A 24,454-nucleotide genomic window follows, 5' to 3' on the forward strand; every position below is an offset into this window, starting at 1 on the left:
TGGGAGCCCCCTAACGGGCTCCCTTTGGAAACCCAACGACTGCCCCCAAAAAGTAGGGTATTTTTTTCTCCAGCCAATAACTGGGGCTCCATACCGTCCCATCTATAAACCCTACATGCCCCCCTCGATCACTCACCGCCAAATCGACAGCAGAACTAACTTCGCTGGTTACAGGTATCGCTGATGGACAAATAAAAGGATCATCAACGGCGTTGATAATCAAAGTCGGCGTGCGAATATCTTTGAGTAAAGGCTTACTGGATGCCTGGGTGTAATACTCATCCACATCACGAAAACCATGTAACGGCGCAGTGAAAGCATTGTCGAAATGCCTGAAATCGACAAAGTCCTCACTGCAATTGAGATCGGGTAAGGCCGCAGCCAACTGTGGGTCTTTCGCCTTATGAAGCAGGCTCAAACGAAGCCCGCTAATCAGGTGGCGCTCATAAAGGTGGGATATACCAGTGTTGATGTAGCGACTACAGGCATGGAGGTCCATTGGCGCCGAGACAGCAATCCCAGCGGCTACCTGCCCGCGGCCACCATCTTCACCTAACATTTTCAGAACAACATTTCCGCCCAATGAGAAGCCAACCACGGCAATCGTCATTAATGGAAACTGTTTCTTAAGTTCACTAACCAGCCAGCGAGGATCTTCAGTGTCACCACTGTGATAGGCCCTCGGCAACTTGTTAGGCACACCACCACAACCTCGAAAATGCATTACAGCGACCTGATAATGGTATGCCAGAAGGGTTTCCATCAGCCCCTGCACATAGGGCGACTCTACCGAACCTCCCAAACCGTGAAGTATCAATACCAGAGGATAATCGGGATCATTGCGTAGCGGCCTGGGAAAATGCAAAGAAAGGCGATCGCCATCAGGCGTTTCGTACCAGCGGCAATCTGTCTCAATCCAGGGGGTGGCGCGGTGAAAACGACTGAATACGGTCTGAATATGTCGATTGCCAAGGCCTGGGGCTGGAGAAAAAGAATTAACCATAGATTTCTATCAATAGTCGAAACAACCGGGGCTATCAGTTTCCTGCTGATGGTTTAGGGATTGTTGCCCCTTTCGTTTCTGGGACAAAAATCAGAAAAAATGTACCGGCGATCAGAGCAATAGCTCCCAAAGTAAGAAAAGCAACGCCATAGCCAAAATACTGAACAATATATTCCGCAGAAAAATTACTACATGCCGAACCAATTCCCACCAAGGCGGCCATAGCGCCCTGAGTAACATTGAAACGGCCCGTACCACGTGTCAGGTCGGCACACATTAAAATAATAATGACGCCAAATATACCATTAGCCACGCCATCCAGGGATTGAATTGCTACCAGGAAGTACGGATTGTCCGTAGACATAAACAACAGCGCCCGTACCGGATTGATAAAAAAACCGATAAGGAAGATTAGCTTGCGCCCCCAGGTATCCGCTTTGGCCGCACACAGAAAGGACATCAGCATCATCATAAACTGGGCGGCGATGATACAAGCTGATGTAAAGGCAATAGCTATATCGGCATTCGAGTTAATCGACAGTTTCTGACTCACCAAGGGCAACATCGCGGCATTGCCAAAGTGGAATAGAAACACGCTGACAGCCAAAGCGACCAGGCGCCTGTCAGACAGCAGTGACTTGAAGCCCGACGGCTGTGCTTTGCCCTCTAGATCCTTGTGCTCTCCGCCCCGAGCACGGATATGATCGATAGATTTTCCCGGAATAAAGGCTACCGAGATCGCCATAAGGGCACCCATAACCGCCATCAACCAGAACACCCCCTGCCCGGAAATAGTCAGGGCAAGAATCGCTGCAAGCCCAGCAGCAAAGACATTGCCCGCATGATTGGAGGCCTGGTTGGCACTGGTTTGATAGGTAAAGTTCTTATCGCTGGTAACCCCGAGTGTGATTGCCGCAATAGAAGGAGCCACGAAAGCAATTGCGCCTCCCATCAAAACCTGAGAGAGATAAATCAATGGCTTGTGGCTGGTAAATTCCACAATAGTGATAGAAACAATACCGATAATGATCCCGCAAGTGGCAATAAGCCCTCTCTTAAAGCGAGTACTATCGATAAATGCGCCAGCAGGTGTCTGCAGCAGTACAGTGGTTACCCCGCCAATTGCCAGGACAACCCCAATATCTCCCGGCTTCCAGTGCATGGCTGAGAGCAGGTAAATAGCCAGGTATGGTCCCAAACCCGCAACCACATCTCCAGCAAAGAAATTCGTAAAGAGAAGAGGTTTGTTTAAACTCTTATGAATGGCCTTGTTGGCACTCTGCTGCACTGGATAGAGCCTCAGAAAAATAGCAATGCTGAAAACCAGAGTAGCAGTTGGGACTAGCGACACTCGGATAACGATAGATGTCTATCAGCTTAACCGTTTCGGCAATCATCTTTATCCTAATAGCCGTGCGCCAATGGCTACCATCTGCCGTTCGTATCTGGCACATCATGACCCTTGGCGCAGTAGCACTTTTGGCCTTGAGGCAAATCACACTTAAAGATGCATTCTTTGCAGTGGATTGGGACTTAATCCTCTACTTATTCTCTGTATTTTCGATTGCATCCGCTCTGTACGACACAGGGATTTCAGCACAAATCAGCAGGCGAATACTCTCCCGTAAAAACCCCAATACCATACTGGCAAGCTATGTCCTGATCATGGCCGTCTGCGCCGCCCTTCTCACCAATGATGCTGCAGCAGTGATTGGTGTACCCATCGCTCTATTGATGGCTCGGGATATGAACTGGGGTGTTGTACCCCTACTTATTTTACTTTGTGCCACCGTAACGATCGGCAGCATGATCTCCCCAGTCGGCAACCCACAAAATATCTTGATTGCCAACGCAGGGCAGTTTGACAATATGTTTCTGGTATTTGCCGAGTGGATCTTTATCCCGGCAGCAATCACCATGCTGCTGTCGATTCTTTGGTTAAAAAGGTTTCTTAAAGTTGACGAACCCAGTCACAATGTAGGCATTCAGCATCGAGAGGACAATGAGATAGCACAAAAATGGCCACCTCTATTGTCGGCAGCCCTTCTGGTAATTCTAATTGCATTAGGCAGTGTACTTCATAACGTAGAAGGTATTTACCACCCAACCTTGGGTCAAATAGGCTTGGTCGCCTGCTCACCCATTTATCTGGCGAGTCATGAAAGAAGAAGAATACTGAGAGAAGTAGACTGGCCCACCCTCTTTTTCTTTATTTCTATGTTTATTGTGACCGGCTCACTACTCAAGTCCGGATCACTACAGTTTTTTCTGCACAAGAGCGGGATTAATCTGGCTGAACCTGAAACCGTAACTTTTGTCAGTTTTTTTGCCAGCCAACTGTTTTCCAATGTTCCCGTAGTGGAAATCTACCTGAATCTGCTACATGAACACGACACTCAAACACTTATGATGCTATCAGCCATATCTACAGTTGCTGGTAACCTATTTATAATCAGCGCAGCCAGCAATGTAATAGTGCTGCAGCAGGCGGAAAAATTTGGTGTGCAACCATTTAACTTCTGGCAGTTCTTTTTATTGATGTTGCCGGTAAGTGTTATCAGTGTGGCAGCGAGTTATCTCTATATTATTTGGTACAGCTCGCTACAGACCTAAAAACAAGAGCTAACTCTGGGGCTTCTCGACTCGGACAAAGGGGCGATAGTCTCCCCCTTCCAGCAGCAGATAAATATTGTAAGGTTCAAACTTTCCATCCACTTCCATTCCTGGGCTACCAACGGGCATCCCGGGTACTAATAGACCGATTCCATCCTCTGGAGGAGAGGAAATAAATTGCAGGATATGTTTGACGGGAACATGGCCTTCAAAAACATATTTGTTGTGCCACACCGCCGTATGGCAACCCTCCATCCCCCGAGGAACACCCCATTGCTGCCGAATTTTGGCCATATTCAGCTCAGAACTGGTAGATACGGCAATGTCGTTACCCCGTAGATAATCCACCCATTTGTTACAACAGAAGCAAAGCGGATGTTTATACACAATAAAACTATCGGCATCCCACTGTTTTTTTTCCTCCGCACCAGCAAAACTTGCTGGTGCGGCCAATATCACCAGTGAGAAAAGGAGACCTAAAACCTCCCTAGATAGCCTGGGCATAGTGAATAGCATAAGATTCAGAGGAATCAGTCCAGTGGCGAACAGGTTTAAAGCCGCCTTTCATCAACAGGGTATTAAAACTACTCACTTTATATTTATGGCTATTCTCGGTATGAATAGTCTCCCCTTCCGAAAAGACGATTTGTTCCCCAGCGATTGCGACGCTTTGATCCCGGAGGCTAACTAAATGCATTTCTACGCGTTGTCGCAATGGCTGATAGAAGGCGCGATGAGAGAAAGATGACAAATCAAAGTTGCCTCCCAACTCACTGTTAATTCGTTGCAGGAGGTTCTTGTTAAACTGCTCCGTAATATGCTCACTATCGTGATACGCCCTCTCCAGCACAACTGAATCTTTAACTAAATCAGTTCCGATAAGCAGGCCGTCTCCCGCTCTCAAATTTGCCGCAAACGTCTCCAGCAATTGCTCCGCCCTATCCGGCTCAAAGTTTCCAATTGTCGAACCAGGAAAAAACACCACACGTTTTTTTGACTCAATATTCGACAGATTGTCCCATACTTCGGCTTGAGTAAAGTCACCCACTTCCGGCCAGATAGAAATATGAGGTAAGCCTTTTTTAATTCGTTGCCCCGCCAGATAGAGAATCTCCGGGGAAATATCGATGGGATAGTATCCGCTAGGGCTTTTTAATAGATGCAGTAGGCCCTCTACTTTTTCGCAGTTGCCTGCACCGGGCTCCACCAGTAGCGCCCCTGGGCCAATTTCCTCAGCAATATCCGGTAGATACTGACTGAATATCTTCGCCTCAGTACGGGTTAAATAATAATCGTCTACATCACATATTTTCTCGAATAACTGAGAGCCAAGTTCGTCGTATAGGTATTTACACGGTAGTGTTTTCTGATCTCCGGCCAACCCCCGTAACACATCATTGAGAAATTCATGGTCTTGTTGTGAACTTTCCTGCATCGATGATACGGCTGCTTTCACATTTAGTCTCCTGCCAAACGGATACCGGTAAATTGCCACGACTGGTGTGGATAAAAGAAGTTGCGGTAACTGATCCGGATATGGTCAGCCGGGGTTGCAAAAGATCCACCGCGAAGAACCTTTTGGTTACACATAAACTTTCCGTTGTACTCCCCTACTGCATCCTCCCGGGCTCTGAAGCCCCGATAAGGTAAGTAAGCGCTGGAAGTCCACTCCCACAAATCCCCTAAGAACTGCGTTTGCCCCCGCTGCGCCTGCAATGGCCTAAAGTGACGTTTTTCCAGGAAATTAGCTGATGCCATCTGATTCGGCTGGCGTAAATGGCAAGCAGCTGCCTCCCATTCAAATTCAGTAGGCAATCGTTTTCCAGCCCAGGTTGCGAAAGCATCTGCCTCATAGAAAGAAAGATGGCAGACAGGCTCAGCTGGATTTAAGGGTAGCAACCCATAGAGGGAGTACTGATGCCAACCATCACTGTTCAGCCGCCAATAGGATGGGTGCTTTTGCTGATTTTTCTGCAAATGCAGCCAACCATCCGAAAGCCACAGCCGATGCTGTTCATAGCCACCATCCTCTATAAATTCAAGATACTCGCCATTGGTAACCAATCGGGAGGCAATCACAAAGTCATCGATAAACTGCTGATGCTCAGGGCCTTCATTATCAAAGCAGAAAGCATCCCCATCACTCCCTATCCCATAGAGGTCCTTGGGTATGCTCAACCATCGCAAAGGTTCCAGCGCCCCGTCTTCATCTTCAGGAAACATATCCCTGTATGCCGGTGCCATGGGGTTAGTTGACAGCGCATGCTTGATATCGGTCAATATCAATTCCTGGTGCTGCTGCTCATGATTCAACCCCAGCTGGACCAACGCGGCCAAATTTTCAGGAATCGGGTACTCACTGAGCATCCGGTGCATGGAGTCATCGATAAACTTTCGATATTCATAAACCTGGGCACTATCCGGACGCGAAATTAGCCCCCTGTTAGGGCGTGCAAAGGGGGTACCCAAACTGTTGTAGTAAGAGTTGAACAGGTGGTTGAAGTGTGGGTTAAATGTTTGATATCCCCGCAACCGGTTGGCAAGGATAAAGGTCTCAAAGAACCAGCTCGTATGTGCTAAATGCCATTTGGTAGGACTGGCATCCGGCATAGACTGTAGCTGCATATCCTCCGGGGATAACGGCAACGCAAGATCCTCTGTCTCTGCACGAACTTTCTGGTAATCACTGAGAAGTTGATGTTGTACTTCCTCTAAAGTTACTTCACCGACGTGTATTGCCATATTAGTAATCAACTGCGACACATTTCTTCTCTATTGAAATCATCATACGCAGTTTTAGGTGTAAACCTAGAGGCTAGCTATTCAACAGAAGGGTATATGCGCCAGTTTATTTTTCTCTTGAAGGGTCAATAAAAAAAAGGGCCGGATAAACCGGCCCACTCTCTCGTCATGCTGACAGGAATAACTTAATAAAATAGAGCAAAAATTGTTTTATGTAATATTTCTTTCAAAATTTAGACGCAATTTTCTCAATCTAAACGTTTTTTATAGGCTACTGCCGGAATAAGGGACTCTAAATAATCCCACAATACTCTTGTGGCCTTTAAATGCCCTCCCAAGGTCGACAACAGCACATCCCTGTGCCGTATTAACCCATGGGTTAATTAAAATCGGACAGTTAAATCCGCACCGTACATTCTCGGCATAAAGCGCCAAGCGGGACTGGCACCAATGGCTGCACCGGTACCACCATAACCGCCAGCAATTTCTTCATCCGTCAAATTTTGTATCCAGAGCGCTAAAGAATAACTATCTGAAGGGCTGTTCCAGGCCGCCCGCAGGTTGAACAACTGATAGTCTTCCACGATACGTGTCCGATCAGTAATCGAACCAATTCGCTCATCTGTCCAGTTATAATCGCCACGGAAAATAAACTCCCCGCCAGATGCAAGGTCCACTGTGTATTCAGCCATTAGGTTGAATTTATTCTCTGGCGTTGATACCCGAGACTGACCTACTTTCGAGTCCTCTTCAGTCTCACCAATGGCTTCGATGATCTGGTAGTCAGTAAACTCTGTATCCAGGTAGGAGTAATTACCGGCAATAAACAAGCTCTCTGTTACTGCCCACTGCACTTCGATCTCCGCCCCAGTACCCTCTGCATCCGAATTCCGCAGGTTATAACTAGGAATAGGAGTACCCACCAGATCCAACTCCTGCAAATTGTTGTATTCGTAGGTGTAAATAGAGGTATTCAAGCGTACTCGGTTGTCGAACAGGCTGCTCTTAAGACCAACCTCCAGGTTAACGACATCTTCCTGATCGAAAGACGACTCAACCCCGGGACCAAAGTTCAGGCTATTGAATCCACCGGCTTTAAAACCATCCGCCAGGGAGACATAGGTCATCACATCGTCATTCCAGCGGTAATCCAGCACTATACGACCGGAAAGGTCGCTCCAGCTATCACTCAATTTGGAGTCCAAAACCGGCTGGCCATTGTTGAAAAACACAATGCCAAACAACTGGGACCCCAAATCGACCTCAGGCAGGGTTACAGTGCCGATTACGTTGCCATCTCCGTCAACCAAGCGCACATCTCCGCCGGACAGTGACAGAGGAATACTGTTGCCATAAGCCGTCTGGATGGTGAAATCTTTTTGATCGTAGGTATAACGAGCACCGACAGTCAGGTCCATCTTATCGGTAAGGCTCCAGGTCATGTCGCCGTAAATAGCACTGGAACGGTAATCACCTGTGTTGCGAACGCTCTCCCCCCAATGTGCATCCGAGGCTATCCAGGGATTGAAGCCCGCCATCATCTGTCCGACTACATCTTCCGCATAGAGCATATCGCCAGTTATACCAGCAGCGCCTAACTGAGCGAGTAACGCATCCACCTGGCCTGTTTGCAGCATCAGGTCATAGACAAAGGAAGCGCTGGCAATTCCCTCCAACCCTGCCTGCTGTAGCTGCGCACGGGTGATAACCGCTAAGTCCTCTTGCTCGGTTTGGGTCAGGTCCGGATAGGCAGCCTTTACCCCTTCATAAACGGCAAAGGACTCCACCGATCCGGTAGTGAAATTGGCATAAGTGGTGTGATCCACCTCTTCTTCGGAGTAAGAAGCTCCCAGAGTCCATTTGATAGTATCTGTAGCACCATTGAGACGGAACTCTTGAGAGAACTGGCTTTGATCATCAGTATTTGCCGACCCAAACATATAGTCCGGGTTGGCGGTACCATCCTCATCCTGCTGCAGGTGGGCATCGAATTCGCTGTAGGCAGTAATCGAAGTAAAAGTGAAATTATCGAAATCTTTGGTAATTGTCAGTGATGTGCCAAAGGAATCACGATCCTCTATGGTCGGGGTATCCAGGGCGTAGTCGCCAAAAACATCCGTTTCATCTTTAAGGCTGGGCACTATGGTTGTTCGCAAAGCGCTGCCTTGATCCATAATCCCGTAATTGGCGCGCCACAGCACCTCAGTATCCGTCGCCGGCTCCCACAACACAGAGGCGCGGTAGGTCTGAGTATCCTGATCCCCTACAGAGAATCCATTTGCTAAATTATCAGCAAATGGATCGCGACGATTTGTCGACGCCGAAAAACGGCCATACAGGTTGTCACTAATCTGGCGATTAACCAAAAGATCCGACGACTGGCGCCCATAATTACCGGCAGTTAGATTTAATTCCGTAGAATCATCCGCCTGCGGTTTGGTGGTAATAATGTGGATCGCACCACCGGTGGCATTGCGACCGAATAGTGTACCCTGAGGCCCTTTGAGGACTTCAACCCTCTCAATATCGGTCAGCGGTATCTCGGCACCTGCACTGCGGCCGGTATAAACCCCATCCACATAGACCGCCACTGCTGGATCAGAGCCTATGGTCCAGTCATTAGTTTGCACGCCGCGAATACTGTACGTTGGTTGCAGGGCGGTATCATTGTGCATTTCCACGCCCGGCGTATATTTCCCCAAGTCAGTCAAATTTTTGACACCGGCTTCTTTTATATTTTCCCCGGTGAAGGCGGAAATCGCGATAGGTACGTCCTGTAGGTTTTCCGCTCGCTTCTGCGCAGTAACGACAACCTCCTCAATTTCCGCAGCGTGAACGTGAGAGCCGACAGCGGTGAGGAAAGCAATGGTTCCAGAAAGAATGGAAAGATTGAATCTACGGTTTGTTACATCTCTACCAACATCGTGCATCATCGCGTCCTCGCGTTTATTGTTATACAGCCTGATGTTTTCGATTTATTGTTGTTTTTGTTATTGCACGCCATCTTACGGTTGCGTTTTCATATTGAAAACCCTGCGATGACTTTTTTCTTGTGACCAGTCAGTTCTTCGAGAAATAGCAGTGAATGACAGGAAAATCCTATAATTTAAAGCTTGGGTTTTGTCACTAAAAGTTACTCCTTGTATCGCTTAGTAACTTTGCGAGTGAAATTAAAATTGCACAATAAAGTGCTACCGACATTAACTCAGAGATTTTGCGGCCACCACAATGACAACATTTCCATTTCTCAAGCGGTATATGACAGCACTAATTATCAGCCTATTGGGTTTGATAATTATATTTTTAATTGGCTCCTGGATCTGGCTCCGACAGAGCTTGCCTATTCTCGATGGAACCATTACCACGGGTAAATTAAAAGACCCAGTTGTTATCGAGCGCGATTCACAGGGAGTGCCATTAATTCATTCTGAAAACCGAAACAGTTCGGCCTTCGCATTGGGCTTTTTACACGCGCAGGAACGTTTTTTCCAAATGGATCTGTTGCGGAGAAGTTCTGCCGGGGAATTATCAGAATTACTGGGCGCGTCCACTATAAAACACGATCAAAAGGTACGTTTGCATCAATTTCGCCAGCGAGCAGAGCGAAACATTGCTGCGATGCCGGCGGAACAAAAGGCCCTTCTGGATCAATATATCAACGGTATTAATTTTGGCCTCAACCAGCTTCCCGCAAAACCCTGGGAGTATTTGTTATTGGGTCAGGAACCGCGCCCCTGGAATTCTGCCGACAGCCTGTTAACTATCTACAGCATGTACCTGACGCTACAAAGTGAACGCGGTAGTTATGAACTTCGCGACACCGCTTTAGCCGAATTGCTTCCAGCAGATCTCTACGCTTTCTATTTTCCCCAAGGCGGGCGGTGGGACGCACCACTATTTGGAGAAGCACGAGAAAAGGTTAGCCTCCCAGAAACACCGATTTCTGCACTTTTAGATGAACAGGACACTATCGTTTATCAGGCGATGGAGAGTGATGACAAGATTTACGGCAGTAATAACTGGGTGGTCGGCGGTAATTTAACAGCGCACGGTGGAGCCATTCTTGCCAACGATATGCACCTCGGGCTGAGTGTTCCCAATATCTGGTTCCGAGCAGGCTGGAGCATACCAGGCACCAACCGATTTGTTCGTGGCGTAACCCTTCCAGGCGGCCCAATTATGGTTGCCGGAAGCAACGAATTAGTTGCCTGGGGATTTACCAACACCGGTGGCGACTGGAGTGACCTGATTCCACTGGAACTCAGCGAAGACGGCAATCAATATAAAACGCCTGAAGGCTGGAGGAATTTTGCCTATGAAACAGAATCTATCGCCGTCAAAGGCAGCGACCCAAAAACCATAGAAGTTCGCACAACTATCTGGGGTCCCGTTATCGGTACAAACCACGATGGCGTTCCTCTCGCATTCCGCTGGGTTGCTCACGACACTCTGGGCGGCAATATGAACTTGATTGATATGGAAGTTGTTCGCACCGCCGAAGAAGCTCTGGAGCTTGGCCCCACCATAGGCATCCCTCATCAGAACCTAGTGGTTGGCGATAGTAACGGCAATATTGGTTGGACTGTGGCTGGCGCTATTCCCAAGCGAGTCGGGTTTGATGGCAGTCGATCAATCAGCTGGGCAGATGGTAGTGCCTATTGGGACGGCTATTTAAGCCCCCAGGAGCACCCCCGCCTGTATAACCCGGAGTCCGGCCGAATCTGGAGTGCCAACGCTCGTATCGTTGATGGGGACTATCTCAAACTCATGGGCAACCACGGCTATGCGCTCGGCGCACGTCAGCAACAAATTCGCGAACGGCTTTTCGCTCAAGAAAAATTCAATGAGCAGGACCTTTTAAATATCCAGCTCGACGATCAGGCAGTTTTTCTCGAGCGGTGGCAGCAACACCTCCTCACCTTACTTGAAGATCAGCAAGACTACCGCGAGGTATATACACAGATTCAAAATTGGGGAGGCCGAGCCGCCATCGACTCCGTAGGCTATCGCATCGTTCGCAACTATCGCCTGAAGTTGATGGAGCTTACGACAGCGCCCATTTTGACTTACATGCGCCGCTATCAGCCTAAGTTTTCTTTCGGCCAACTCAAGCGCCAATTTGAATACCCACTTTGGGAAATGGCTCAGCAAGAGCCAAAACAGCTTCTCAACCCGGATTTTGAATCCTGGAAGGCGATAAAGCTCGCCGCTCTGGATCAAGTACTGGAAAAAATGAATCGCAGCAATCAACCCCTTAAGCGTCAATCCTGGGGTGCTGAAAATACGGCAAAGATCCAGCATCCACTGGGCAAAGCAATACCACCGCTGAATTGGTTCCTGGCAATGCCTGCGGAGCCTCTCGCTGGAGATACCCATATGCCCCGCTTCCAGTCTCCCACTCATGGCGCATCCCAGCGCTTAGTGGTTTCACCGGGCCGGGATGCAGACGGTATTTTCCATATGGCCACAGGTCAGAGTGCTCATCCACTCTCACCATTTTTCGGCAACGGCCATCAGGATTGGGTAAAGGGAAACACTTCATCATTTATTGAACGCGAGCCTCGCTACCGACTCACGTTAAATTAGAGGTACCGCAGGGACGCTAAAGTCAGGCAGTCTCATCGAGAATTGCAAAAGACAGAAACGTGGTGAAGAAGGCAAGACTCACAACGAAAGGCAGCACTGGAAAGCACAACATCAGTGCCGCCGATATAATCCAGAGGTTTCTCACCCAACTCTTCTTTTGCTGGTAGTGGTAGGTGTAGCGCCGGGTGTGACTGTCTAGCTGTGCAGGAATTGCTATTTCACGGACCGGTGGGAGAAAAAAGCGCACAGCATTGGTGCAATAAAAGCGAATAAATGCAAGCAGCATATTGAACACCACTCTGAGAGTACCTTTTCAGTATAGGTACTCTCGGCGTCATTGGGTCCCTGCCTTAATCTTCTCGATTTGGCTGATACCACTGAAGCTTTTCATGCAAGCTCACTACCCCACCAATGATGGTGAGTGTTGGCGCTCGAACTTCACTGTTTTCAGCAAGGGCCGGCAAGCTGCTCAAGTCACCGACAACTACTCGCTGGTCTCGCGTAGTGCCCTTTTCAACCAAGGCCGCCGGCGTATTCGCATCGAGCCCGTGTTTAATCAATTCAGCACAAATAGTTTGTAACCCCGTAAGCCCCATATAGAAAACCAGGGTTTGTGCTGGGCCCGCAAGTTCTTGCCAAGGGAGGTCCAACTCACCCTCTTTCAGGTGCCCGGTAATAAAGCGCACAGATTGAGCGTGATCCCGGTGAGTCAGTGGGATACCAGCGTAACTGGCGCAACCAGAGGCCGCAGTGATTCCCGGCACTACCTGAAAGGGAATCCCCGCCTCTGACAACTTGTCTATTTCCTCACCGCCTCGACCAAAAATAAAGGGATCGCCTCCCTTAAGTCGCAAAACTTTTTTACCTTGGCTGGCCAAATCTACCAACAGCTGATTGATATCGTCCTGTGGCACCGCGTGGAAAGCCTTGCGCTTACCCACATAGATCCGCTCTGCATCCCGGCGCACCAACTCCATCACTTCCGGTGAAACCAGCCGATCGTAGAGCACCACATCCGCCTGCTGCATCAAGCGCAGTGCGCGAAAAGTCAGCAGGTCTGGATCTCCCGGACCTCCACCTACCAGGTAAACCTCACCCACCGGATTCGGGCTCCCCTGCCAGTCTTGAAGCGCATCCACCAGCGCCTGCTCGGCATCTGCTGGTTGCCCGGCCTCCATGCGGTTGGCAACGGGGCCGGCAAAAACCCACTCCCAAAAATTCTTGCGCCGAGACTCTGGAAGCGCTGCCTTAACCCTATCGCGCATCCCTGCCGCCAAAGTTACCAGCGGTCCCAGCCCCGGCGATAGCAGGGCTTCGAGCTGAGCCCTGATTCTGCGCGCCAGTACTGGAGCCGCGCCACCACTGCTGATGCCGATCGATAGATCTCCCCGCTCCACAATGGCCGGGAAAGTAAACGTGCACAACTCTGGCGCGTCCACCGCATTGACAGGTAGGCGCTGAGCCTGGGCATCGGCTGAAACCTGTGCATTCACGGACTCACTATCAGATGCAGCAACGACCAGCCCCGCTTTCTGTAAATACTCGCTCGAATAAACTGATTGAAACCATTCCCCACCAGAATCAGTCACCATTTGCTGAAGCTCATCGGTAATTTCCGGGGATACCACCAATATCCGTGCACCCGCTTTGTGCAATAAGCGAGCTTTACGGGTGGCAATGGAGCCGCCTCCAACAATCAAACAGGGATGATCTTTGACATCAAATGCGAGGGGTAAATAACGCAACTTCTTATTCCATCAAATAGCGGGCAAAGTGAAACTCATTACTACAAACAAAAAAGGGCGAACTCTACGCTCGCCCTTTTGGAGTGCTACGCTCAGGAAGCTGAGATCACTTCCTGGCCTCGCATATAGGGCCGCAATACTTCCGGCACCTCAATACTGCCATCCTCGCGCTGGTAATTTTCCAGAACAGCGATGAGGGTACGACCCACGGCAAGGCCGGAGCCATTCAGTGTATGCACCAATTCGGGCTTATTGGTTTCCGGGTTGCGCCAGCGTGCCTTCATTCGGCGCGCCTGGAAGTCACCTACCAGGGAGCAAGAGGATATCTCGCGGTACTTATCCTGGGACGGAATCCAAACTTCAATATCGTATGTCTTTCGAGCAGAGAAACCGATATCGCCACCGCAGAGAATCACTGTGCGGTATGGCAGGTTCAGCTTCTGCAAAATGGTCTCCGCATTTTGCGTCAGGGTTTCCAATGCCTCTTCAGACTGATCCGGGCGCGCCACCCAAACCAGTTCTACCTTTTCAAACTGGTGCTGGCGAATCATGCCACGAGTGTCGCGGCCGTGAGAGCCAGCTTCAGAGCGGAAGCAGGTAGTGTGAGCAACCAATTTATGCGGCAGGCTAGCACTGTCTTCAACAATATGATCGCGATACATATTGGTGAGGGGCACTTCCGCAGTCGGGATCAGGTAGAAACTACGATCATCTTCGAGCTTAAACAGGTCTTCCTCAAATTTAGGCAGCTGGGAAGTGCCGTACAGGGAATCAGCATTCACAACAACCGGCACATTGGTTTCCTGGTAACCATGCTCTTCGGTGTGAGTATCCAGCATAAACTGTGCCAACGCGCGATGCAGACGCGCAACATCACCGCTCATTACCGCAAAGCGGGAGCCGGTGAGCTTCACTGCCATCTCGAAGTCGAGGCCACCAAGGTGTGTGCCCAGGTCTACGTGGTCTTTAACTTCAAAGTCAAAAGTACGCGGCTGGCCCCAGCGGCGAACCTCTACATTATCGTCTTCACTCTCGCCTTCAGGCACTGAGGCATCCGGCAAGTTGGGAATCGCAGACAAGATTGCATCCAACTCTCCCTGCAATTCTGTCAGTGCATGTTTGGCATCTTGCAACTCACCACCGAGGGACTCCACTTCTTTCAAAAGCGGAGCAATATCTTCACCATTCGCCTTGGCACGGCCGATATTTTTCGACTTGCTATTGCGCTCGTTTTGCAAACTCTCGGTGCGCACCTGCAATTCTTTGCGGCGTTCTTCAAGGGCTTCAAGTTTGGCAGTATCCAGTTCTACACCGCGCTTTTTCAGGGCAGCGGCCACCTGGTCCATATCCGTGCGAATCAGTTTGGGATCGAGCATCGTTTCCAGTTCGCCTGTTATCAGGCTCCTACAACAGAGAAGTTAAATTAAAAATACCGTGTCGCCAAAGCGACAGCAGCAGCGGTGGCCAACAAACAACCAACAAGGCTGCCGACAATATAGCCAAGGGCCACCAGCGGCTGGCCATTGTGCCACAGTATCAGGCTTTCGAGGGAGAAAGTGGAAAAGGTTGTCAGTGCGCCGAACATACCGGTCATCAACAGAAGACGCCATTCCTCCCCCAACATGGCGCGGTGAGCGATCAGTACATAAACAATACCGATCAAAAAAGAGCCTGTTAAATTGACAATGATGGTTCCTAGCGGAAACCGGCCCTCAAATACCGGAAAGCTCCAGATACTCACCAGGTGGCGAAGAACTGCCCCAAGTGCGCCGCCCAAGGCGACTGCCAGCCACTGCATTTAGCTGCTTCCTTTCTATCTATTTAGAGTTTCTGTAACGCTGCTTGTCACTCTCGCGATTTAGTCGGCGCAGAGTCTGCAATTTTTCTGAAATTTTTAACTCCAACCCTCGGGGAACCGGCTGGTAGTACTCGCGCTCAGCAATCTCTTCGGGGAAGTAATTCTCTCCCGCAGCAAAAGCATCGGGTTCGTCGTGGGCGTAGCGATACTCCGCACCGTGGGACAGGCTTTTTGCCAGTTTGGTAGGGGCATTGCGCAAATGCACTGGCACTTCATAACTGGGCTCGCGACGAACATCCGCCACGGCACGATTGTAAGCGGAGTAAACTGCATTGCTTTTTGCCGCAACCGCCAGGTAAGTAATGGCTTGGGCAATTGCCAACTCGCCCTCGGGACTCCCCAGGCGCTCCTGCACATCCCAGGCATTCAGCGACAACTGCAAAGCCCTCGGGTCCGCATTGCCGATATCTTCACTAGCCATACGCACGACACGGCGAGCGATATATAACGGGTCGCAGCCTCCATCCAGCATCCGCACAAACCAGTAGAGCGCCGCATCCGGGTCAGACCCCCGCACTGATTTATGCATGGCGGAAATTTGATCGTAAAAATAATCGCCGCCTTTATCAAAACGGCGAACATCGGCACTGAGCACCTCGGCGAGCACGTCTTCATCGACAATCAGTCGCCCGGCCTCCTCTTTGGCCAGATCGCAGGCCACTTCCAGCAAGTTCAAAGCACTGCGGGCATCTCCATCGGCAGCCCTAGCAATCTTGCCCAACACTTCCTCGGGAATGTTGACGCTCCGCTCGCGCAACTGCTGGTCGGTTTGCAGGGCGTAGCGCAGCAACCCCAATAACTCCTCTTCAGGAATGCTGCGCAAAAGATAGACGCGACACCGGGACAGAAGTGCATTGTTCAACTCAAAAGCCGGGTTTTCCGTAGTCGCCCCGACAAAAGTCACAGTGCCCTCCTCCACGTAGGGAAGGAAGGCATCCTGCTGAGCCTTATTAAATCGATGCACTTCATCGACAAATAAAATAGTGTGTCGGCCCGACTGTATCCGGTGCTGTTCAGCTTCGGCCACCGCCTGGCGAATATCTTTCACTCCGGCGAGTACCGCAGACAGAGTGGCAAATCGAGCATCGCACTCTTCAGCTAGCAACCGCGCAAAAGTGGTTTTGCCAACACCGGGTGGGCCCCACAAAATCATTGAGTGCAGTTGGCCGCGCTCTACGGCCTCCCGCAGAGGTTTGCCCTCCCCCAATAAATGCGACTGGCCCACATAGTGGGCCAGGGAATTCGGCCGCATACGGGCCGCGAGGGGTTGGTGGGTTTTGGGAGTATCGAACAGATCACTCATCTTTAATAATGTCAGTACCGGCCGGGGGCTTAAAATCAAATATAGAAGCGGATAGTTTTGGATTCGCCTCCATACCACTGAACTGAATTTCAGTGGTTTGTCCCATACCATCGCGCACGGTCATTGCCGACGGCAAGCCATTTTTGGCAAATCGAATTTCCATGGCTTTAAAAGGGGCCGAGGGGTTCTTGGGGGTCAGGTGATAAACCCCTTCTTTCTGGCTCACATTAAACGAGCCCCGTATTTCCTCTACTTTGCCCCCCAGCAATAGGGCTGGGGTATCCTTAATACGGGCATCCACTGGGCGAACTGTCACCTGCTCCAGATCCGGATCGTACAGCCAGAGTGTCTTGTTGTTTGTCACCAGTAACTGGGGATAAGGCTCACCGGTTTTCCAGCGCAATTTGCCCGGGCGCTGCACAGAGAAGCTACCATTGCTCTTTTGTGTGACCTCGCCACGCTCGTCGATCAATGTCTGTTTGAAATTACCCGAAATCGCTTCCAACGGCTTGAGTAAATCGCTCAGGTCATCGGTGGCATCAGCCCAGGCCGCGCTGGCGGTAACACTGATTGAAAGCAGCAGACCCTGCAGAATTCTTTTCATAGTGGAGTCCCAACGTATTGATTTCCTTAAAGATTAACCCCGACTAAGTGAACGGAGGCTTAACCCGCCACTGCTCCAAGGGCCAAACTCCTATCAGGCTGGCGGCGGTGCCAGCACCTCTCGATTGCCGTTGTGGCCCGCCGCAGATATCACCCCGGCAGCCTCCATGGCGTCAATAATTCGAGCCGCGCGATTGTAACCAATCCGCAGCTGACGCTGCACAGAGGAAATTGACGCCTTGCGGGATTTAGTGACGAAAGCTACGGCTTCGTCGTAGAGCGCATCGGCTTCAGGATCTTCATCCTCACCGCCTTCAGACTGTAATCCAGGCACGGGGATACTGTTATTACTATCGTCGACAATACCATCGATATAATCAGGCTCACCGCGACGGCCCCAATCGGCGACAACTTTATGCACTTCGTGATCGTCGACAAAAGCGCCGTGGACACGAACAGGAACACCACTTCCAGGCGGTAAGTACAACATGTCACCATGACCGAGCAGCTGCTCCGCACCGCCCTGGTCGAGGATTGTGCGGGAATCCACCTTGGACGAAACCTGAAAACCGATTCGAGTAGGTACGTTAGCTTTAATCAAGCCGGTAATAACATCCACCGACGGACGCTGGGTTGCAAGCAGTAAGTGGATCCCAGCTGCACGGGCTTTTTGTGCGATTCGCGCGATCAGCTGTTCGACCTTTTTACCGACGATCATCATCATGTCGGCAAATTCATCAATCACGACAACAATGGCAGGCAGTGCTTTCAGGGCCGGTGCGGTTTGTTCATCTTCCGGCACGCTGGAGGCGGGATCTGGCTGCCAGATAGGATCGATCAGCGGCTCCCCGGCCTCTTCCGCCTCTTTCACTTTGCGGTTAAAGCCTGCGAGGTTTCTCACCCCCATTGCTGCCATCAACTTGTAGCGGCGCTCCATTTCTCCAACACACCAACGCAAACCATTGGCGGCATCGTTCATATCGGTGATGACCGGGGTCAACAAATGCGGAATGCCCTCGTACACCGAGAGCTCCAGCATTTTTGGGTCCACCAGAATCAGGCGGACCTCATCGGGCGTGGATTTGTACAGCAGGCTCAACAACATAACGTTGATACCCACGGATTTACCCGAACCGGTGGTACCCGCTACCAGCAAGTGAGGCATCTTGGCCAGATCGGCCACCACCGGCTGACCGGAAATATCGTGACCGAGCGCCAGAGTCAGCGGCGATTTGGCATTATCGTAGACATCTGCCGACAACACTTCACTGAGGCGTACCATCTGTCGATTTTCGTTAGGGATTTCGATACCCACAACCGACTTGCCTGGGATTACCTCGACCACACGCACACTGATCACCGCCAGTGAGCGCGCCAGGTCTTTTGCCAGATTGGAAATCTTGCTCACCTTTACACCGGGAGCTGGCTGAATTTCAAAGCGGGTTACTACCGGTCCCGGCAGCACAGATACCACTTCGGCAACAACGCCGAAGTCTTTCAGCTTAAGTTCCAACAGGCGTGACAGCGCTTCCAGGGATTCCCGGGAGAAGCCGGCCTTCTTGTTTTGATCTGCTGGATCGAGTAGACCCAACGGCGGCAGGGTTCCAGTAACCGGGCCACTCTTGAAAAGCTCTCGCTGTTTTTCCTTTGCTGCCCGAGGACTCTGCTTCGGCTTGGGGGCAGTGGGCTCAATCTTCGGGGGAATTCGTTTGGCAACTCGCTGTTTCTCTTCCTCCACAGCCGCCTTGCGCACGACAATCGCCTCTCTGGCCACCCTCCGCTCATTGCGCTTTTGGCGCCAGCGTTGATAGAAACTGCCCAGTAAGGCAAAAAAGCCGAGCACATTCTTGCCGATTGCCTCTGCCAATTTGAGCCACGACAAACCTGTAAAAACAGTGACACCGATAGCAAATATCGCCAGCAGTAAAATGGTTGCCCCTACATAGCCGAGGCTAGAACCCAGGGCAGACGCCATCGCACTGCCGATGATGCCTCCGTTGGTAAACGGCAATGGGTTTTCTGCGGGATCAAAACAAAGAGTCGCCATTGCCGCCCCGCTGACAAGAACCAGCAGCAAGCCAAATATCCTCAAAGCAAATAGCGGCAAATGGAAGCGGGCATTGCGATCGCGAAGAATGTGATAGGCCCGCAGACCAATCAGCAAGGGGAACAGGTAAGCCATCCATCCGAGCAAAGACAAACACACATCTGCCAGCCAAGCACCGGCTGGCCCAATGGCATTGTGCACTTGTTGGGTACTGCCAGTTTGCGACCAGCCCGGATCTTCTGCGCTAAAGCTTAACAGGCTAATGGCGAGCAACAGGGCACCAGCCAGCAAACTGATCAGGGCCCCCTCGCGAACGAGTCGGGCGATCAATGAGTCTGGCAATGCATTGCTCTCTGCAGGGCTTTTTTCAGTTGCGCTTTCGGCCTTCAATGGCTTACCTCAATAATGCTGTACTTTTTATGTCCACATGAACTTGGCGATGTCTACCTGGGACCTGAATCCCCATGCCGCCCGACAAAATTCTGTATTGCTTACAGAAGAAAGCAACTCAATCAGGCTATTTTACAATCTACGCTTTCAGATTGCGCCTTACGATCCCTGACGCCAAGTAGTTTTTTGTTGTTTGGCGGCAGTATCGAAAAACCTGGAGCGCTTCCTAGCCAGTATTCTCTTCTAAATTTATCGGTTTGTACGTGCGATAGATGCAATTTGGAATCATCATCGAGATATCCTGCCCTGAATCCTCCCAGCAAACCTCATCAATAATCGCCTGGGTAACTCTCTCGCGGAGGTAACTATTCAGAATTTCCAATTTGTATTGATCCCCGCCCAACTCTGTTTTTAATTTGTCTTGAGTACTATCTCGGTAATAGGTTCTGGATACCCGCTCTGCTTGCGAAAAGCCTGCATCGCTGAGCAATTGTAACAACTGGTCTTCCCGCAAAAAGAACCGATCCAAGAGCAACGATTCACGGTGTGTCAGCGCTGACAATTTTCGCTTTTGGGCACACAGTAAATCTTGGACCCCGGCAGACGCCGGCATCAAGTCCCAAACCAACAGCGGACCTCCCGGCTTCAAAACCCGATAACACTCCTGGAGAACCAGGGGCTGATCTTTATAAGGCACTTCGTGCAGGCCCATTCTGATTGCCACAGCATCAAATAATTCACTGGGATATGGCAAGTTTCTTCCGTCACCTATAGTGATATCGGCAGCTAGCAATTGAATATTTGGGTCAAGGTTTTCAAGCTGCGAAGGGTGGGAATCGCACAAGCTACATTGAATAATAACCCCATGAGCTTTGGCAAACTTAAGCAGGTAGCTACTCAGGACTCCCCTGCCACACATCAAGTCGAGAACTCGACAACCATTGCTGAGGCCCAGCGCCATAGCAAACTTCTCGAGTTCTTCTGGCTCACCCGCGCAAGTAACCGCCCCACCTCCTGTATCACCATATCCATCAGAGACAATTTCACAGCGTATTTGCAAGTTAAGCGCGGTAAATAGATCCAGCAGGTGGGGTGGGCCATGTAAGCTCGCCCGGTGATCGCCATCGGGCTCCAGATCAATGGAAAAACGCAACGAATAACTATCGTCGATAATTTCGGCTACGAAAGCCTGGGCCTCCTCACTAAGGGTCAGAAAAGTTTTAGGATGCCCCAACTGCTCTCGCTTCAGGTTTAAGGGTATGAACTTTCTTTTATAGCGCATAACGATCCTCAACCCACTAGGGTTTGGGCACTTACTCGAAGTCACTGGCCTCTATGACGCTCACACACTCAATACATCTAACAATCCGTAATTCTAATTTGTGACACTCCATTCTCCCCCTATCAAAGCCAGCAGCAGTTACCTCAGATTGGAACTTTTTTACATTTTTCCAGCTCTTACGGCCAGCTTTGGCGCAAACTCCGATTTGAGCCAAAGCTCTAGCAAGGTCAAAGAGAGTTGAATAGGTAGGATCAATCGAACAAATTAAGGCAAACTATTTCGCCGAATGGTAAATATCGCCTATTATATCGCCCAATTTAATAGTCTCGCCTGATCAAAAAATGGACGGGCATATCGACTCCCAGCCCATTGGGTAAACTTCGCAAATTGAGAGTTTTAAAGAGTACTTCATGAGCAATAACCATCATCGACTGATCATCCTCGGCTCAGGCCCTGCCGGCTACACCGCGGCTATCTACGCTGCACGGGCAAACCTGAACCCGGTTGTTATCACGGGTATGCAACAGGGTGGGCAGCTGACCACCACCACTGAAGTCGAGAACTGGCCGGGCGGTATTCCGGAGCTTCAAGGTCCGGACCTGATGGTGCAAATGCAGCAGCACGCAGAGCGCTTCGAGACAGAAATCATCTTCGATCACATCGAATCTGTTGATCTGAAACAGCGCCCTTTCACCTTGAAAGGCAACGAAACTTACACCTGTGACTCGCTGATTATCGCCACTGGCGCCTCAGCTCAGTACCTGGGCCTACCTTCTGAGGAAGCCTTCCAGGGACGCGGTGTCAGCGCCTGTGCGACCTGTGACGGATTCTTCTATCGCGACCAGAAAGTTGCTGTTGTCGGTGGTGGCAACACCGCCGTGGAAGAGGCCTTGTACCTCTCCAATATCGCCAGTGAAGTGACCCTGATTCACCGCCGCGACGAGCTTCGCGCAGAAAAAATCCTTCAGGACCGCCTGATGGATAAAGTGGAAAACGGCAATATCAATGTCTGCTGGCACAACACCCTGGACGAAGTGCTCGGTGACGACAACGGTGTAACTGGGCTGCGCCTGCGCAACACCCAGGACGACACCACTACAGAGCTGGACGTTTCCGGTGTATTTATTGCTATCGGTCACAAACCGAATACCGGTATCTTTGAAGGCCAGCTTGAAATGAATGGTGGTTACCTCATTGTGGAGAGCGGCCTGAACGGCAATGCCACTCAGACTTCTGTTCCCGGTGTATTTGCCGCAGGTGACGTATCCGACCATATTTACCGCCAGGCGGTAACTTCTGCGGGTACCGGCTGTATGGCCGCCCTGGACGCCGAGCGCTTCCTCGACGCCGAGAAGTAAGTCAAATCCCCGGGCAGAGCTTTTCTGCCCGGTATCCCCCCTCTACCGACAGGAGTCAGATCGTGGCAGGGAACACCCAAAGCCGCCTGATGTGGCTCGACCACACCGTTGTTGATTTTCCCCCAACTGAATTCGCACTGGATGACCCCAATGGCTTGCTGGCGGCCGGAGGAGACCTGACTCCCGAGTGGCTGGTTGAAGCCTATCAAAGAGGGGTCTTCCCCTGGTATTCAGATGACCAGCCGATCTTGTGGTGGAGCCCCTCCCCTCGCTGCGTGGTTATCCCGCAAAACTTTCGTATTGGCCGCACTTTGCGCAAAGTATTGCGCCGAGGAACCTTTTCGGTCACCTTCGACCAAGCCTTTCCCGAGGTAATTGAGGCCTGCCGTGCCCCCCGGGCGGATGAAACCGGCACATGGATCACCGATGAGATGTGCGACGCCTATATCGACATGCACCATCAGGGGTTTGCCCACTCAGTGGAGGTTTGGCGCGACGGTCAACTCGTTGGCGGACTCTATGGTATTGCGCTGGGGCGAGTGTTCTTTGGGGAGTCGATGTTTCACCGGGAGACAGACGCTTCAAAAGTCGCTTTTGTCCACCTCGTTCGGCAATTAGAATTGTGGGGCTGCCCACTGATCGACTGCCAGGTGAGCAATCCTCATCTCAGCAGCCTTGGGGCGGTGGAAATGTGTCGTAAGGATTTCGAACAACTGCTGGCAGACGGCGTTAAGCAGCCGCCTTTCCCGCAGCCCTGGAAGCTTTCGTGGACTTATGGGTAAATACTCTCAGCTGGATTCAGTGCGCCTATTGGCCACCCTGCCCCACCCCTGCGGTTACCTGCCGGATCGGGAGGCAACAACGGTGTTTGTCGATCCGCAAACAGAAGTGGATCAGCGTCTGTACAACCGCCTGTCAGAGCTGGGGTTCCGGCGCAGTGGTGCCTACCTCTATCGCCCCCAGTGCGCGACCTGTCGCGCCTGTATACCGGCTCGCGTGCCTGTGAGCCTGTTTGTCCCTGACCGCAACCAGAGACGCTGTTGGAAGCGCAACAAGGACCTGGACATATTCCATATCGAGTCCATCGATACAGATGAGCATTACGAACTCTACGCCCGCTATATCGAGCAGCGCCACGCCGATGGGGAGATGTATCCACCCAGCCGGGAACAATACCGCAGCTTCCTAAGCCAGGCTTGGGGGTCTACTCGCTATATTGAGCTGAGAGCCCGCGGCAAGTTGGTGGCAGTGGCGGTAACAGATATCCTGACTGCCGGGTTATCGGCCATCTATACTTTCTTCGATCCCGATGAGGACAAACGGAGCCTGGGCAGTTACTGCATCCTCTACCAGATCGAATGGGCCCGGCGCTTGGGACTACCTAATCTCTACCTGGGGTACTGGATTGAGAAGTGCCACAAAATGGCCTATAAAAGCCAATTTCGCCCCATCGAAATGTTAAAAGAAAACCGCTGGAGCCTTAAATCGCTCTAGTTCAACACACTCTCCCTTTGCTCTATCTTGCCTTTTCGTGCAAAATGCTCGCCCGTCAAGCCGCGGCTAGGCCAAAGAGCCTCCGGGGTAAAGGTCTGATCAAGTTATTGTAAGGTTGCTGCCGCATGGCAAAAGACGATTATATTGAAATGGAAGGCGAGGTGATCGACACCCTGCCGAACACCACTTTCCGCGTAAAGCTGGAAAACGGACACGTGGTAATTGCGCATATCTCTGGAAAGATGCGTAAAAACTACATTCGCATTCTCACCGGCGACAAGGTGAAAGTGGAGCTGACTCCATACGACCTGAGCAAGGGCCGCATTACGTACCGCGCGCGCTAATTCGCTCAGAGGCCAAATTCCGCAAGGCAATTTGACCTGAAATAAAAAAGCCACCTCTCGGTGGCTTTTTTATTGCTTGGCTGAAG

The 24,454-nt window shown here is 50.9% G+C and carries 20 protein-coding genes; 6 read left to right on the forward strand and 14 right to left on the reverse strand.

The window, feature by feature from the left end; all coding sequences use genetic code 11:
* Positions 1 to 10 precede the first annotated feature (10 nt).
* Both ACJJIS_RS11370 and ACJJIS_RS11375 read right to left on the reverse strand, forming a co-directional pair.
* Positions 11 to 1,003 (reverse strand): hydrolase, encoded by a 993-nt coding sequence (locus ACJJIS_RS11370; RefSeq protein WP_444897503.1) that lies wholly within the window; start codon positions 1,001 to 1,003, stop codon positions 11 to 13.
* Between the two features lie 34 nt (positions 1,004 to 1,037).
* Positions 1,038 to 2,291: an MFS transporter gene (locus tag ACJJIS_RS11375; protein WP_413662210.1), complete on the reverse strand. Its 1,254-nt coding sequence runs from the start codon at positions 2,289 to 2,291 to the stop codon at positions 1,038 to 1,040.
* 77 nt (positions 2,292 to 2,368) lie between these two features.
* On the opposite strand from ACJJIS_RS11375, the gene ACJJIS_RS11380 reads away from it, so the two are divergent.
* The gene (locus ACJJIS_RS11380) at positions 2,369 to 3,616 is read left to right on the forward strand and encodes an ArsB/NhaD family transporter (protein ID WP_413662211.1); all 1,248 of its coding nucleotides are present in this window, start codon (positions 2,369 to 2,371) and stop codon (positions 3,614 to 3,616) included.
* Positions 3,617 to 3,625: 9 nt separating this feature from the next.
* On the opposite strand, the gene ACJJIS_RS11385 is transcribed toward ACJJIS_RS11380, so the two are convergent.
* From ACJJIS_RS11385 to ACJJIS_RS11400, 4 genes are all read right to left on the reverse strand, one after another.
* On the reverse strand, positions 3,626 to 4,075 hold the full coding sequence (locus ACJJIS_RS11385; RefSeq protein WP_444916207.1) for a DUF411 domain-containing protein: 450 nt from the start codon (positions 4,073 to 4,075) through the stop codon (positions 3,626 to 3,628).
* 28 nt (positions 4,076 to 4,103) lie between these two features.
* Complete coding sequence (gene egtD, locus ACJJIS_RS11390) at positions 4,104 to 5,072, reverse strand: L-histidine N(alpha)-methyltransferase (RefSeq protein WP_444897507.1); 969 nt, start codon at positions 5,070 to 5,072, stop codon at positions 4,104 to 4,106.
* A gap of 2 nt (positions 5,073 to 5,074) precedes the next feature.
* Entirely contained in the window at positions 5,075 to 6,379 is a 1,305-nt protein-coding gene (gene egtB, locus ACJJIS_RS11395; RefSeq protein WP_444913970.1) for an ergothioneine biosynthesis protein EgtB, read from the reverse strand.
* 362 nt (positions 6,380 to 6,741) lie between these two features.
* The gene (locus ACJJIS_RS11400) at positions 6,742 to 9,291 is read right to left on the reverse strand and encodes a TonB-dependent receptor (protein ID WP_444928043.1); all 2,550 of its coding nucleotides are present in this window, start codon (positions 9,289 to 9,291) and stop codon (positions 6,742 to 6,744) included.
* Between the two features lie 325 nt (positions 9,292 to 9,616).
* Here ACJJIS_RS11400 and ACJJIS_RS11405 point away from each other — a divergent pair, with 325 nt between their 5' ends.
* The gene (locus ACJJIS_RS11405; protein WP_475708140.1) at positions 9,617 to 11,944 is read left to right on the forward strand and encodes a penicillin acylase family protein; all 2,328 of its coding nucleotides are present in this window, start codon (positions 9,617 to 9,619) and stop codon (positions 11,942 to 11,944) included.
* Between the two features lie 22 nt (positions 11,945 to 11,966).
* Here ACJJIS_RS11405 and ACJJIS_RS11410 read toward each other — a convergent pair whose 3' ends face one another.
* The 8 genes from ACJJIS_RS11410 to ACJJIS_RS11445 all read right to left on the reverse strand — a co-directional run bounded on the left by ACJJIS_RS11410 (position 11,967) and on the right by ACJJIS_RS11445 (position 21,172).
* Positions 11,967 to 12,230 (reverse strand): hypothetical protein, encoded by a 264-nt coding sequence (locus ACJJIS_RS11410; protein WP_282933064.1) that lies wholly within the window; start codon positions 12,228 to 12,230, stop codon positions 11,967 to 11,969.
* A 64-nt stretch (positions 12,231 to 12,294) separates the two neighbouring features.
* Positions 12,295 to 13,689: a siroheme synthase CysG gene (cysG, locus tag ACJJIS_RS11415; protein WP_445354045.1), complete on the reverse strand. Its 1,395-nt coding sequence runs from the start codon at positions 13,687 to 13,689 to the stop codon at positions 12,295 to 12,297.
* A 92-nt stretch (positions 13,690 to 13,781) separates the two neighbouring features.
* Positions 13,782 to 15,065: a serine--tRNA ligase gene (gene serS / locus ACJJIS_RS11420; RefSeq protein WP_445361704.1), complete on the reverse strand. Its 1,284-nt coding sequence runs from the start codon at positions 15,063 to 15,065 to the stop codon at positions 13,782 to 13,784.
* Between the two features lie 47 nt (positions 15,066 to 15,112).
* A complete protein-coding gene (gene crcB, locus ACJJIS_RS11425) occupies positions 15,113 to 15,487 on the reverse strand; it encodes a fluoride efflux transporter CrcB (protein WP_282933067.1) in 375 nt (124 codons plus the stop codon).
* 19 nt (positions 15,488 to 15,506) lie between these two features.
* Complete coding sequence (locus tag ACJJIS_RS11430) at positions 15,507 to 16,850, reverse strand: replication-associated recombination protein A (RefSeq protein ID WP_445361703.1); 1,344 nt, start codon at positions 16,848 to 16,850, stop codon at positions 15,507 to 15,509.
* Positions 16,843 to 17,454: an outer membrane lipoprotein periplasmic chaperone LolA gene (gene lolA, locus ACJJIS_RS11435; RefSeq protein WP_282933069.1), complete on the reverse strand. Its 612-nt coding sequence runs from the start codon at positions 17,452 to 17,454 to the stop codon at positions 16,843 to 16,845. The genes ACJJIS_RS11430 and lolA overlap by 8 nt, the downstream gene beginning before the upstream one ends.
* Positions 17,455 to 17,547: 93 nt before the next feature.
* Complete coding sequence (locus tag ACJJIS_RS11440) at positions 17,548 to 19,890, reverse strand: DNA translocase FtsK (RefSeq protein WP_475708141.1); 2,343 nt, start codon at positions 19,888 to 19,890, stop codon at positions 17,548 to 17,550.
* A 226-nt stretch (positions 19,891 to 20,116) separates the two neighbouring features.
* Positions 20,117 to 21,172, reverse strand: a complete 1,056-nt coding sequence (locus ACJJIS_RS11445) for a methyltransferase domain-containing protein (protein ID WP_282933071.1) — start codon at positions 21,170 to 21,172, stop codon at positions 20,117 to 20,119.
* Positions 21,173 to 21,582: 410 nt separating this feature from the next.
* Here ACJJIS_RS11445 and trxB point away from each other — a divergent pair, with 410 nt between their 5' ends.
* From trxB to infA, 4 genes are all read left to right on the forward strand, one after another.
* Positions 21,583 to 22,530: a thioredoxin-disulfide reductase gene (trxB, locus tag ACJJIS_RS11450; RefSeq protein WP_282933072.1), complete on the forward strand. Its 948-nt coding sequence runs from the start codon at positions 21,583 to 21,585 to the stop codon at positions 22,528 to 22,530.
* An 89-nt stretch (positions 22,531 to 22,619) separates the two neighbouring features.
* Complete coding sequence (gene aat, locus ACJJIS_RS11455) at positions 22,620 to 23,312, forward strand: leucyl/phenylalanyl-tRNA--protein transferase (RefSeq protein WP_444916208.1); 693 nt, start codon at positions 22,620 to 22,622, stop codon at positions 23,310 to 23,312.
* Positions 23,305 to 24,024 (forward strand): arginyltransferase, encoded by a 720-nt coding sequence (locus ACJJIS_RS11460; protein ID WP_413662222.1) that lies wholly within the window; start codon positions 23,305 to 23,307, stop codon positions 24,022 to 24,024. Before aat ends, ACJJIS_RS11460 begins: the two co-directional genes overlap by 8 nt.
* Positions 24,025 to 24,149: 125 nt before the next feature.
* Positions 24,150 to 24,368 (forward strand): translation initiation factor IF-1, encoded by a 219-nt coding sequence (infA, locus tag ACJJIS_RS11465; RefSeq protein WP_010130378.1) that lies wholly within the window; start codon positions 24,150 to 24,152, stop codon positions 24,366 to 24,368.
* Positions 24,369 to 24,454 lie beyond the last annotated feature (86 nt).

Source organism: Microbulbifer maximicatervae (SeqCode) (assembly GCF_056231245.1).

Coding starts and splice junctions, on each gene's coding strand:
- ACJJIS_RS11370 (WP_444897503.1), bottom strand. CDS start 1,003: ATGGTTAATTCTTTTTCTCCAGCCCCAGGCCTTGGCAATCGACATATT.
- ACJJIS_RS11380 (WP_413662211.1), top strand. CDS start 2,369: ATGTCTATCAGCTTAACCGTTTCGGCAATCATCTTTATCCTAATAGCC.
- ACJJIS_RS11400 (WP_444928043.1), bottom strand. CDS start 9,291: ATGATGCACGATGTTGGTAGAGATGTAACAAACCGTAGATTCAATCTT.
- ACJJIS_RS11405 (WP_475708140.1), top strand. CDS start 9,617: ATGACAGCACTAATTATCAGCCTATTGGGTTTGATAATTATATTTTTA.
- ACJJIS_RS11410 (WP_282933064.1), bottom strand. CDS start 12,230: ATGCTGCTTGCATTTATTCGCTTTTATTGCACCAATGCTGTGCGCTTT.
- serS (WP_445361704.1), bottom strand. CDS start 15,065: ATGCTCGATCCCAAACTGATTCGCACGGATATGGACCAGGTGGCCGCT.
- crcB (WP_282933067.1), bottom strand. CDS start 15,487: ATGCAGTGGCTGGCAGTCGCCTTGGGCGGCGCACTTGGGGCAGTTCTT.
- ACJJIS_RS11430 (WP_445361703.1), bottom strand. CDS start 16,850: ATGAGTGATCTGTTCGATACTCCCAAAACCCACCAACCCCTCGCGGCC.
- lolA (WP_282933069.1), bottom strand. CDS start 17,454: ATGAAAAGAATTCTGCAGGGTCTGCTGCTTTCAATCAGTGTTACCGCC.
- ACJJIS_RS11445 (WP_282933071.1), bottom strand. CDS start 21,172: ATGCGCTATAAAAGAAAGTTCATACCCTTAAACCTGAAGCGAGAGCAG.
- trxB (WP_282933072.1), top strand. CDS start 21,583: ATGAGCAATAACCATCATCGACTGATCATCCTCGGCTCAGGCCCTGCC.
- aat (WP_444916208.1), top strand. CDS start 22,620: ATGTGGCTCGACCACACCGTTGTTGATTTTCCCCCAACTGAATTCGCA.
- ACJJIS_RS11460 (WP_413662222.1), top strand. CDS start 23,305: ATGGGTAAATACTCTCAGCTGGATTCAGTGCGCCTATTGGCCACCCTG.
- infA (WP_010130378.1), top strand. CDS start 24,150: ATGGCAAAAGACGATTATATTGAAATGGAAGGCGAGGTGATCGACACC.